Origin of the sequence: Paenibacillus sp. FSL L8-0663 (genome assembly GCF_038008125.1) — a bacterium.
GTDB lineage: Bacteria > Bacillota > Bacilli > Paenibacillales > Paenibacillaceae > Paenibacillus > Paenibacillus polymyxa_D.
Map to the genome: position 1 here is coordinate 2,988,535 of NZ_JBBOYM010000001.1, position 12,516 is coordinate 3,001,050.

Genomic DNA, 12,516 nt, shown 5'->3' on the forward strand with positions numbered 1-12,516 from the left:
AAACGATTTAATGCACTGCCTTTACTTCAAGAAAGAACATTTTTAAAGCTGTTTAAAGTATGTTGGTCTGCTTTATGATCCAACACTGCAAAAACAATCCGGTCAAACAGCAAACCATATCCTTCATCTACAAGCACTTGCTTGAACCAGAGGGCAACCTCTTCCGGCTTATTGCGGAATACCCCGCAACCATAGGCTCCCAGCACAAGATGTTCTACGTCGTTTTGCTTAGCCATTCCAAGAATGTAACGGATTCGCTCTAGCATCACTTCACCTATCCGATTCACCTGCTCTGGCTCCCGTTCTCGCACCACTCCAGCATTTACAGCAGGTGCTGTCAGGAAATCGACTTGATAGGGCTTCTCCAACAATGTTCCCTGATCATCCCGAAATACCGGAACTTCAGGCGAATAAATCATATAATCTGAATAAAAACAGCTCCGCAGCTTCCGATTATGTCCATACATCTCTTCCATTTGTGAAATGCAAGGATACAACGCTGACGAACGAGCCAAGCTTTCCTCTTGAGCCTGGCTGCCTCCGAGAAATCCACCTCCCGGGTTTTTGGCTGATGCAAAATTCAAACACGCCACGTGGGTCAGCTTCTCCTCTACCTGGAGTCTGTATGCTGCCTGTAACGTACTTTCTCCCGTAACTTCCAATTTTGCAATGATCGTCTGTTCGTCTATGCGGGAAGAAGGCTCCAATATACTTTTTATTATTTGCTCTGTCTCTTGCTTTACAGCCACCAGCTGAGAAGGTGTGTATAACCTCGAGCCTGTGACCGCATTCTCTATCTCTTTTGTCATATTTACTTGAGCCTGCTTGATATTCGTATAATACCCATGTTCCAAAATGGATAGTGTCTCCTGCGCCATCTGCGATCGAGCATCCCGGTTGCTCCGGGAATTCATTGTATTTTTCATGATGACTGTTCCTCCTTTTGCAATACATCCTCACGTAAATTCGTCAATATTTCTCCTAGCCAGTTCGTGCCACGCCATAGCTTGCGGTTCCGTATACGAGCATCGCTCTCAGCTAAGCCTACACCCCAAATGGTGTCGGTCGGACTAGCCTCAACCAGAGTGGTTCCTTTCGTTTTAAGCAGATGCTTGAGCAAATTCGGATTTTGTGTAAACTTGGCGTAATTACCGTCATACACAAATTGCCGGCAATTGGCCTCCCACAAGGATTGGTCAAATCCGCGCACACTGCGGCCACGGGCTTTTTGCTCCCTTGGGGTGGGGGCTTGCATAATTTTCAGGGCTGCCTCTTCATCCCCAAAAAGCTGTGCTTTTTTTAACATCATATATTGCTCGGCACAGTTAAACTCCAATCCATCCATGACAAAATCAGAAGGATACCATTGCGAAAACGGCGAATGACTGCGATAAAAAAACGTAAACTTTTCCATGATGATTCCTCATTTCATATTCCTTATGTTACATAAAACGCGACCGAGGCTTAAATCGGTATAACTTGGATGGACGGTGTCCGGCCGCTTTTCTATACTCATTGGTTTCTTCCACGAGATCAGCTATTTTGCGACGAAAAGCTGCAGCCAACAGCTCCTTACCTAGAATAATTTCATACACCTGCTGAAGCTCACTTAGTGTAAATAGAGCCGGCATCAGGTGAAATGCGATATCTGTGTATTCTATTTTGCTGCGCAGACGCTCTATACCGTACGCAATAATTTTGGCATGATCAAAAGCAATTCCCTGTGACTCCAGCACTTCTCGCTTGATTTCAATGGTTCTTCCCTTAAGAATTTCAGTTATTTTTACTTTGGCTGACAGATGGATGTCCCCATGCTTCAATGTGATGTCAATGTCTTGTTCCCATGTGTAACCTTCCGGCTGATTCGTCCGCGTCTCCTGAGCTACGCTGTAATCCAGCTCAAACCATTGGGCATCAGCGGCATCATCCCCCGCCTGTACCTCCAAGGAATCGTGGTCAACTAAAGCCATGTAAGCGCAACTGATCACCCGCATACGTGGATCACGTGCCACATCTCCCCAAGTATATAGCTGCTCCATATAAATCTGATCCACATTCGTTTCCGTTTTAAGCTCGCGTCGTGCAGCTTCTTCCAGACTTTCATCTATGCCTACAAAACCACCTGGCAACGCCCATTGTCCTATATAGGGATGCTCCCCTCTTTGGATCAAAAGAAGCTGTAGGGTCTTCTCCGGCAGCTTACGGTAATTTTGTTGGAGCTGATCCATTACCGTAAATAGCAGCATATCTACCGTTACGGATGGGCGCTCATATTCACTCGCATCATAAGCGGCCAAAAATTCCTCTTCCGTCAAGCCACTGTAATTATGTTTCAATCCATCTGTCACTTGCGTCACCTACCTGTTCATATATGGGTATTTCATCGCTTTTGAGTCAAAAGTGGCGAATGCTCTATGTAACTTTTAATTTGAATCAATTGATAAAAACAAAATGTTAATATCAATACAATAATATATAAAAACTGCTTCGTCAATAGGGTGTATAGACCTATTTTTAAACGTTTGATAGTACTATTAGACTGTTTACTGAATTTTACTTGTTGCTTATTGTCATATCATGTATGATGTTTTGGTCAATATAGGAAACACAACATACTAATCACGTAGGGAGAAGATCCAATTGTCTAACCAGTTTAATCCGCAAAACAATCAACAAGGAGCACCATCCAGACCAGCCCCTGTGTACCCGCCTCCAGTCTCATTCAAGGAATGGATGATCAGTTTACTTCTGATGGCTATACCGGTAGTTGGACTTATTATGCTGTTTGTGTGGGCATTTAGCGGCTCGACTAATCCGAGCAAAGCTAATTACGCTAAAGCAGGCCTTCTTTGGGCCGCTATTGTAATCGTGATCTATATCATTATGGCTGTTGCTCTGTTGCCTGCACTCATAAGTTCATTGAATTCAAGCAGCTACTATTGATTCCAAGTACATAGCAAAACAACCTTCCGATAAATCAATCTGATACATCAGAAGGTCTTTAAACTAAACTGCCGACCCCGTCGGCAGTTTTTATTTGATCTCTTTTCCCTTTAATTGTACCAAAGATCATCTGTTTTAAGTTCCTGTAGACTGCTCAAAAACGATTTTGAGTTATCAACATAAAGTTCAGTATCAATATAGTACAGCTTTTTATCATGTAAGCATTGATCAATATACTCTGCATTTAATATACTTTTATCTTCTACATTGGCGGCAAAAGCTTGCAGTTTGGGAAGCGCGGTTTTCTGATATTCAAGCCATGAATGATGGAATCCAGCTGGCTCCTCCAGACAATAAATGTCATGATACAGCGCTTCAGCAATCCCCTTCTTCCTGAGATAGTCGGGTAAGAAAGGCATACTTTTGAAGTACCGGCCGGTCATGGCGAACACGCGATAGCTCCAATAAGGAGCACCGTGATTAGATTGGCAAAAAAGATTCAGGAAGAATACAGAGTAGTGCATTTTAATTGTAATAACTTGATGTTTCTTCACTTCCGAAACAATACGATCCGCCATCCGGTTATCAATGATCTCATCAAAATCAGCCAAAATGATCACATCATCATCCTCAACCTTATCCTGCAAGATAGAGATACTCTTGTTTCTTTGGCAAGCCTCATTATGAAACGCACTGTTATGGCTGAGCAGACGCCAGTACCAGCGGTCAAAGTTATCCGCACCGCAGCTATCCACATCAAAGTACAATGAGTGCTTCTCAGGTTCACGAAACAGTTGATCCGCATGAAATGGATGATAAATGACCTTGGGACCAACATAATCTGGATTAAAGTTCCGAGGCTTATCTAAATAGCTGAACGTCTTGTTAGCTTCGATCACGTGCAACTCATCAATCCAACCGGAATTTTCTTTTATTTTAATATCTGCAATGCGATTTTCATTGAAAAATGGACAAAATTCATATATTTTCATAATCTGAAGCTCCCCTCCGCTATCATGGTATATGGGCGAACACTGATGCTTTGGCACAGATGTCTGGATATGAGGCGTATTAGCTCAGCGATCGTCTGATCCTTATAATGCAGTGAACTATAATAGCAGGTTAAACTTAATCTGTCGCATCTAAGACCTGCCGTCATATTTAACTTGTAAGCAGAGGGATTGTCCGCCGCGTTCGTATTTCCGTAAGATATGGGTAAAGGCTCAAACAAATCATCAGCTATCCCGTTCATTTCCTCTGATTGGTAATGGAAAAGCATGTGTGTTCCGTCCCTTAGTGGTTCCTTATCTAGATAAATTCCCTGTATCATATGTCGTAAAATAAAATAATCCAAGCCTTCAGATGGAATATGCCGCAACGTATGTGTGATATGTCTCAGTGCCGTTTCCCAATTCCCCAATAGTTCTCCTTCTGGGATCTGAATTCGAAGGGGGTATGCACCGGCAAAAAAACCGATAGTACGATCAATCATAATACCCGGCAAAAAAGACTCACGTTGATAAGACATCACATGCAGCAGCAAATCCGATTGCTTTTTCAATTGGAAACAAGCTTGTGACAACGCCGTCAGTAAGATGCTCAGTGGAGTAGTATGATGCTTCATAGCCAATGCCTTTAGAAGAAGAATATGCTCCTCTCCTTCAAGTAAATCATACGTTATAGTTCTCATGTGTCGGTGAAGAGGCTGTATCTCCGATTCCCTGTCAACCTGTAAAGATTGGCCGCCTTCCACAACCTTACTCCAGAAAGTGGATGCTTTAGGAAAAGGGTCCTTTGCCGCATATTGCGACAACGCTATGCACCAATCCCGATAACTGCTTTCCTTCTCCTCCGCATGTAACGCCAAATCACTCCTTTTTCCCGGCAAGAGAAGATGTCTCAACTCTTCTAAAAAAATGTTTATGGAAATCCCGTCAAAAATTAAATGATGGAACAGAAGTAATATCACCTGTTGTCTCTTTTCGCAATAATGGTCAAACAACACAACTTTCCATAAAGGTCCTTCCTTGATATCGAATTCATGCTGCACTTTCGAGCAGTATTCCGAAATGTAGGCGTCATGTGATCCCGAGATCATGTGCAAATCTACGTAAGAAACTACCTCTCCTGCACTTATTTTCTGCTCAAACTGATACCATTCATCATCCAGTTGAGTAAACGACAGCCGCAACGCCGCATGTTTGTTCAATAGTGGTTCAATCGACGCGTTCAGCAATTCTGTAGGAATGTAATTCTTGAGCCGAGCCAAGTAAGGTACATTAAACATGTTATAATTCACGAGATCTCTTTGGAAAAAACGTTTTTGTACAGCAGACAGCGGAAATCCGTCATTCGGGTATTCTTTTCTTATAGACTGATATGGGATATCCATGTTCGGACAAAGGTCAGTTGCTGTATCCGTCATTGCATGGATCAATGAGAGGGCCAAACGTTCGATCGTCTGTTCGCGAAATATTTGGTTGACCGTAACCGGATATCCGCTTTTTTGCAGCAGGCTGGCTATTCGCAGTGCATGGAGCGAATGGCCTCCCAACGTGTGAAAATCTTCATTCTTGCCAATGTAATCAAGCTTCAGGACCATGCTCCAAACTTCTTCTATGGTTTGCTCCAGTTCAGTCTTCGGTCCAGCATTTGCTTCCTTATCGCTGCTATGGATTTCAGGTAAAGGAAGATTTTTACGATCGATTTTCCCGTTAGCCGTTAATGGGAACGATTTCAGCCAAACGTAACGAAACGGTAACATATAAGAAGGAAGACCTTCAGCCATAAAAGTATGAAGCTGCTCCACTCGTTGCTCCTCTTCCGCTGTATAGTAAGCGATCATCCGCAAATCGCCATAAACCTCCCGGATAAAGACCAGACATTCTTTCACTACAGGATAGCTGCTAAGACGGAACTCGACTTCTCCGAGTTCGATTCGATAGCCGCGAAGTTTCACCTGATCGTCAGCCCGTCCGATATACTCGATATTCCCGTCTGGCAGCCATCTCGCCCGATCTCCCGTACGGTATAGAATTGAATTCGTACCTCTTTCACCATCTTTGGCAGAGCGATATGGATTCGGTGCAAACGCATGCTGTGTCAATTGGTTTTGCCGCCAATACCCCCTTGCAACCCCGTCTCCCCCCACGCATAATTCCCCGATTGCTCCGACAGGCTGAACACGGCCCCGTTTGTCCAGAATATAACAAGTTGAATTACTAATGGGCTTGCCAATAGGGATATTCTGCTCAAAAGGCTTTTCGATCCGGTAGCTCGTCGAAAAGGTGGTGTTCTCCGTAGGACCGTATACATTGAGAATCGAAAGTTCCGGATTGGCAAGACGGATACGATTGATATGCTTAACCGACAAAACTTCCCCACCTATGAGCAACCATTGGAGTCTAGCAAATATCTTTTCATTTTCTTCAATCCAGTGATTACACAGTGCAGAACTTAGCCATAGTGTATTAATTCTCCACTCCTTCATCCGCTGCTCCAGCACATGTATATTTAGAAGATCATCTTTTGAAACTACAAACAGCTGTCCTCCATTCAGCAGCGTCCCCCAAATTTCAAACGTAGAAGCGTCAAAAACAGGCGAACCTGTATAAAGCAATCTGATATCAGAAGAAAACGGAAAATAACAGGTGTTTTTGACCAAGCGAATGACATTGCGATGTTCCACCATAACGCCTTTCGGTTTTCCCGTCGATCCGGATGTATACATTAGATAAGCAAGATCATTTGGAGCAATCATGTTCTCCTTCTCTTCTTGTTCCACAACTCCATTTTGGTCAAAATACTTTGTATCCATCAGTATTAAACGGATTCCCTTACAGGCTTCCGAGATACGTTCCGCTCCTTCCTGTGAAGTGATAATGGTGTCCAGTCCAGCGTCCTTGATTAATTCGCGGGTTCTTGCTGCCGGAAAATCGGGGTCAATGGGAACATAGGCATATCCCGCTTTCATGATCGCCAGGATGGAGACAATGAATTCAAGAGAGCGCGGCAAGTAAACTCCAATAAACTTTCCATGATTGTTATCATCAGCATCATCCGTTAACATCTTGGCAACGTGCTGGGATATGAGGTTTAGGGTGTGGTAGGACATAACCTGATTGTGCGCAATTACTGCAGGCTGTGAAGACCGCAGCTCCGCTTGCTCTTGGAATAGATCAATAATTGAACGCTCTCTGGGATATGCTGTATACGTATTGTTCCAGTCGTAGACGATTCGTTCATATTCATCCTTGTTCATGAAGCAAACGTCTCTGACGTTGTAATTCGGGTATTCCAGCACATATTCCAGCGTATTTAGCAGATGCTCTGCCAGTCGACAAACCGTTTCTTGGTTCAATCGATCTGCATCATACATAAACTTGATGGTGATCTGTTCCCCGTCATTGGCAACGGTGATCGTCATTGGATAATTCGTTTTCTCTCGTTCCTCCATAGCTGACATCTTCAATTCATTTTCTGGTTGCCGATAGTCGTTCAAATAATTTTCGAATGCTACGATGCTGTAAAACATGACATGTCCTTGAATACCAGTCCAGCTCTTCAGTTCATTCAGACTCACATAGCTGTAGTCATTTAGTTTCTGAATGGTTTGGTGCAGCTTTTGTACATATTCAGTGATGGTTTGCTCGACATTCCAGTGCATGACCAAAGGCAGCGTATTAATCAGCATACCTGTGATCTGATCCGCTTTTGCAAGATCCGATCCCCTTCCGGAAACGACCATACCAAATATGGTTGTATCCGCATCTTGATAGACTTGTAGCACTTTACCCCATGCAAACTGCACCAACGTATTTAGCGAAACTTGCGCTTGCTGAACAAAATCAGCGATCCGCTTGGTTCGTCTCGGATCAATACAAAGAGTCTCGATCTGCTGGTTCTCAATCGGTTGATGTACCTCGGGAAGTATGCCCTTCTCTATCGGTAGTTGGGTTGGCTCCGTTACGTCGGCTAAATATGCCTTCCAGAATAACTCGGCCTCTGTGCGATCCTTATTGTTTAACCAACGAATATAAGTTTCATAAGAACGGGTCAAGCTGCGCTGTGGCATCCGGTTTTGCAGGCTACAAGCATAGAGCTCATGAACTCGATTTATTAGTAGCGGCAGGCTCCAACCGTCCAGCAAAATATGGTGGTAGCTCCAGATCATCGTCCATTCGTTTGAAGCAGTCTGAATCAGTGTTATGCGGAATGCAGGCTGACTCAGATCAAAACGGCGATTACGATCCATTGTCATCCAGCGTTCGATACACTCTTGTTGCTGCTCTGGTTGCTCTGCTTCAAAATCCAAAAATGTCCAATCCCATTCTGCATTTCGGATAATACATTGTATGGGCTTGTCCAACGCCTCCCAAATGTAGCAAGTCCGCAAGCTATCATTTTCAGAAATAATGCTGTTCCAGACTTCCCGGTAACAGTCTACCTCTAGCCTACCATGATATTTCCAACTAACCTGCACAAAGTATTGATCGGAACTAGGATGATCTAAATAATGGAACAGCAGTCCTTCTTGTAAGGGACTTAGATGCATCATTTTATCTACACCATATTGCCAATGATATGTCTGTACGATCTGATCGAGCGAATGCTGTTCCAGTGACACTGATGGAAAATCACTAGGTGTGAACTCTTGGTGTTCAGTCCGGCTGCAATGTTCGATAATAGCAAGCACACGTGTTATAAAAGTATCTAACAACTGAGTAATGGTGGTTTCTTCATAGTGACATTTGCTATATTTCATAAACAAATGCAGCTTGCCATGAACAATGGAACAGTTGAGTTCCAATAGGCTTGTTCCATGATTAAGCGGCGAGCTATAATCCTGTGCTGCGTCACTTGTAAACCCTAACCACTGGTTTAATTCGCTCGCATTCTCCTGATCAAACTGGCCCAAGTAATTGAAAAGAGCCTGAGGTTCAGAAGCTGATAACTCGGAACGGACTTCTGTATTCGGATGGCAGTATCTCAAAGCGCCATATGACATGCCGCGGTGAGGAATACAACGCAACTGCTCTTTGACAGATTTAATCGTCGCTCCCAAGGGGGAACTGTCCGTAATCTGAATGCATACCGGAAACATGGAGGTAAACCAACCGATGGTTCTTGTCAGATCTATATCGGATACAAAGTGCTCACGTCCATGGCCTTCTAAGCGAAACGCAATCGTCTTCTGTCCAGACCAAGCGGAGAGCGCCAGGGACCAGGCTGTAAGTAGCAGGTCGTTGATCTCAGTATGATAAGCCTGAGAGCAATGATGCAAAAGCAGTTCCGTATCGTCAGGAGTAAGCATTGTAACTAATTCCGAAGATTCACTGCTCTTTTTACGATCCGGGTAATGGTCTACTGGCAGTACAAATGCTGCGGTTTGATGCTGCACTTTTTTCCAATATTCAATATGACGTAAAGTATCTTTATGTCTAGAATAACTCATCAATACAGAATGCCACTTCTTGTATGGATTTAAAACAGTAGGCAGCGCTATACCCTGATACAATTGATACAATTCCTGAACCAATATTCTCCAAGACACTCCATCAATGACTAGATGATGTATAGTCATAAACAGACGGGTTTTACCGTCAGGGTGACCTTGAATTACTCCTGCATACATCATGGCACCCGTCTCGTAATTCAATTGTCTGTTCCACGTATCACAAATGCTTGAAATTTCGGATTCGGGATAATCGACTTGTTGAAGGGTGTAGCTAGCCAGTTGAATGGAAACATCCTTTCGGTAGCGCTGCGAATACACATGTTCCTTGACTACGATCTCCATCGACAGCTCTGGATGTAATCGAATCAATTGATTAATGGCAGTTTCCAGCTTCACAGGATCACAATCACGGAGTACAAACAGCTGGGATTGGTTGAAATAATGCGGCTCTACAAACTGTTGCTCGAAAAACCAGTACTGGATCGGTGTCAAACCAAATTCGCCTGTCAAGTCAACGATGAGATCTTCCTTTTGATCATTGTCTGTCCAAGTAACCACAGCAGCTAATTTCTGAATGGTTGGATGCTCCGCAACTTGTCTTGGAGTAAGCATGATACCATGATCCCTCGCCATAGATACGACCTGAATGGCAAGAATTGAGTCTCCCCCAACCGCGTAAAAATGGTCGTTAACCCCGATATCTCCTCTTTTTAAAATCTGCCGCCAAATCCAAAGCAAGCGCTTTTCGAAACCGTCCTCGTCTGCTTCCACAATTTCATCAGCTTGATTAAATAAGGTACCCCTCGGATCAGGGAGAGCTCCACGGTCGACTTTACCGTTTGTATTTACTGGAACTGACTCCAGATAACAAAAATATGAAGGAACCATATAAGCTGGTAATACAGAGTTTAAGTGCTGTGTCAGATCGGCCTCTTTCAGCTCTTCTACAGCAGTATAATAGGCCACCAGTTTATGGTAGGCCCCGTCCTTCCAGGCTTGAACGACACATTGACCGATGTCAGGATGTTGGCGGAGCTGATGTTCTATTTCACCCAGCTCGATACGATACCCTCTGATTTTAATTTGTTCATCGATACGGCCGATAAATACCAATTCACCATCCGGCGTCCATTTCACAATGTCCCCGGTTTTATATAGCCGCTCACTGTGTGGCGGATATTCACTGCTAATTACAACCTCTTTGTGAACGAACTGTTCCTGAGTCAGTTCTTCACGATTCAAATATCCTCTGGCAAGCCCTATGCCGCCCACCCATAGTTCGCCGGGAACGCCGACAGGCACAGGACTGCCGAATGGATTCAAAACGAATAAACGTTTGTTATAGACGGGTTTGCCGATCGTAATTTCTTTTCCCGGTCTGCAGACGGAAGTAGAACAAATAATCGTCACTTCGGTCGGCCCGTAAGCGTTCACGAATCGTCTTCCTCTTCCCCAATAGTCCACAATATCAGGCGTACAGGGTTCTCCAGCAGATACAATTGTCCGCAATCTTGGCAGTTCTCTATGTTTCATCGTTCGCAGCACAGATGGCGTTAGCATCGCAACGTGGATATTTTTCTCTTCAAGAATATCTGAAATGTCTGCATAAGGAGGCAGTTCCTCGTCTGACAGAACAACCACTGTTCCGCCTACTGATAGCGTGCCGATCCATTCATAGACTGAAGCGTCGAAACTAATGGAGGCGAATTGCATGACTCTTGAATCTGAGGTGATACCAAACTTTTCAACAAGATAAGGGATCAACGTAACCAGACCCGCGTGTTCAATAAGGGTTCCCTTCGGTTTTCCAGTAGAACCGGATGTGTAGATGACATAAGCGAGATCATTCTGTGTAACCTTGATCTTCAAGTTTTCGTAGGGATAGTAGTCCTGCTGCACCAAGCATTCATCCACACAAATCAGCGAATATGCTCCCCTACCCATTTGAGAAATATATGGATTTAGCCTACTTACTAATTGGCTGTGCGTTATAATCATTTGGGCCTGTGCATCTTCTAAAATAAATCGCAGCCGTTCCCCAGGATATTGGGGATCGATCGGAAGATAAGCAGCGCCCGCTTTCATAACTCCAAACATCGACGGGATCACATCTGCGCTTCTATCCAAGACGATGGCAATCAGCGTGCCGGTCGGCAGAACGCCATGCCCCTGTATCGAATACGACTCTAAAATCATGCGGCTGATTTGATTTGCCCGGTGATTTAACTCATAGTAGGTCAGCTTCTGCTCTCCAAACTCTAAAGCGATTGCATCGGGTGTTCGGCCAGCCTGCTCTTCGATCAATTGAACCACAGTTTTATCCAAAGGATAGGCTTGTTCCGTATCATTCCATTGTTGCATCTGTCTGCGTTCTCTTGTGGTCAGCATGGGGTGAAATAGTACCGTCTTCTCCGGAAGAAGGAGTGCATTTGCCAGCAGTGTTTTGAAATGGCCTGCGAATCTAGCGATCTGCATTTTTCCGAAACGGCTGCCATCATACTGTATTGCGCACTCCAATATATCCGGGTCATACCGGTAGCAGAGCGCGATTTCTGGCTGATCTATACCGTAAAGGGGAGGGGACTTTTCCGCATTTAAACTTGGAGAAGGAAAGTCACCATAAATCTCTGCGATACACACATTGAAGAAATCCTTCCCTGCCCCTGATGGAGGATCAACTTTAGTTTGCTGCGAAAAATCCTCTCTCAATTCGTCGCTACTATGTTGTTTGTTCCATTCCATTTGTATCCTTTGTATCAAAGAGAGAAGATGATCTTCCTTCTGTATATGAATGAGTAATGGATAATCCAGACGACATTCTTTCCCTTCCTTGTCTGATACCACGGAATATAAAACAGGCAGAGCGTATTGATTGGAGTAATGGGATAGCAGTACGGACCATATGGCTGTTATAAAAGAAGGCATACCCAACTGATGATGCTGTACAAAACCCATAATCGTTTTGACCTGTCTTGTCCCCAAACGAATCTTGTAAAGTGCTTGATCATCGCCTTCGGGCAATCCGGCATTTCCTTTTTGCTGAGAAAATAAAGGCAAGTAACGTCGCGGCCTATCAGAACTACTCTGATTAGATGTATTAGCTGATTCCATCACGT

General features: G+C 44.0%; 6 protein-coding genes. 1 reads left to right on the forward strand and 5 read right to left on the reverse strand.

Annotation, left to right across the window (positions count from 1 at the left end):
- Positions 1–26 precede the first annotated feature (26 nt).
- The 3 genes from MKY75_RS12765 to MKY75_RS12775 are packed head-to-tail and all read right to left on the reverse strand — an operon-like array spanning position 27 to position 2,348.
- Positions 27–926 carry a TIGR02452 family protein gene (locus tag MKY75_RS12765; protein WP_340885584.1) on the reverse strand — a complete coding sequence of 300 codons (900 nt, stop codon included), beginning with the start codon at positions 924–926 and terminating at the stop codon, positions 27–29.
- Positions 923–1,414: an NADAR family protein gene (locus MKY75_RS12770; RefSeq protein ID WP_340885587.1), complete on the reverse strand. Its 492-nt coding sequence runs from the start codon at positions 1,412–1,414 to the stop codon at positions 923–925. Before MKY75_RS12770 ends, MKY75_RS12765 begins: the two co-directional genes overlap by 4 nt.
- Positions 1,415–1,442: 28 nt before the next feature.
- A complete protein-coding gene (locus tag MKY75_RS12775) occupies positions 1,443–2,348 on the reverse strand; it encodes an NUDIX hydrolase (protein WP_029515141.1) in 906 nt (301 codons plus the stop codon).
- Positions 2,349–2,640: 292 nt separating this feature from the next.
- Between MKY75_RS12775 and MKY75_RS12780 the strand changes: the two genes are divergently transcribed.
- Positions 2,641–2,943 carry a hypothetical protein gene (locus MKY75_RS12780; protein ID WP_069011801.1) on the forward strand — a complete coding sequence of 101 codons (303 nt, stop codon included), beginning with the start codon at positions 2,641–2,643 and terminating at the stop codon, positions 2,941–2,943.
- A gap of 110 nt (positions 2,944–3,053) precedes the next feature.
- Here the strand turns inward: MKY75_RS12780 and MKY75_RS12785 are convergent, their stop codons facing one another.
- Together MKY75_RS12785 and MKY75_RS12790 are read right to left on the reverse strand one after the other, a co-directional pair.
- A complete protein-coding gene (locus MKY75_RS12785; RefSeq protein WP_069011799.1) occupies positions 3,054–3,935 on the reverse strand; it encodes a hypothetical protein in 882 nt (293 codons plus the stop codon).
- Entirely contained in the window at positions 3,932–12,511 is an 8,580-nt protein-coding gene (locus MKY75_RS12790; protein ID WP_340887091.1) for an amino acid adenylation domain-containing protein, read from the reverse strand. Before MKY75_RS12790 ends, MKY75_RS12785 begins: the two co-directional genes overlap by 4 nt.
- Positions 12,512–12,516 lie beyond the last annotated feature (5 nt).

Bases quoted from the DNA above. Each gene is read 5' to 3' on its own strand.
- MKY75_RS12765 (WP_340885584.1), bottom strand. From the start codon at position 926: ATGAAAAATACAATGAATTCCCGGAGCAACCGGGATGCTCGATCGCAG.
- MKY75_RS12770 (WP_340885587.1), bottom strand. From the start codon at position 1,414: ATGGAAAAGTTTACGTTTTTTTATCGCAGTCATTCGCCGTTTTCGCAA.
- MKY75_RS12785 (WP_069011799.1), bottom strand. From the start codon at position 3,935: ATGAAAATATATGAATTTTGTCCATTTTTCAATGAAAATCGCATTGCA.
- MKY75_RS12790 (WP_340887091.1), bottom strand. From the start codon at position 12,511: ATGGAATCAGCTAATACATCTAATCAGAGTAGTTCTGATAGGCCGCGA.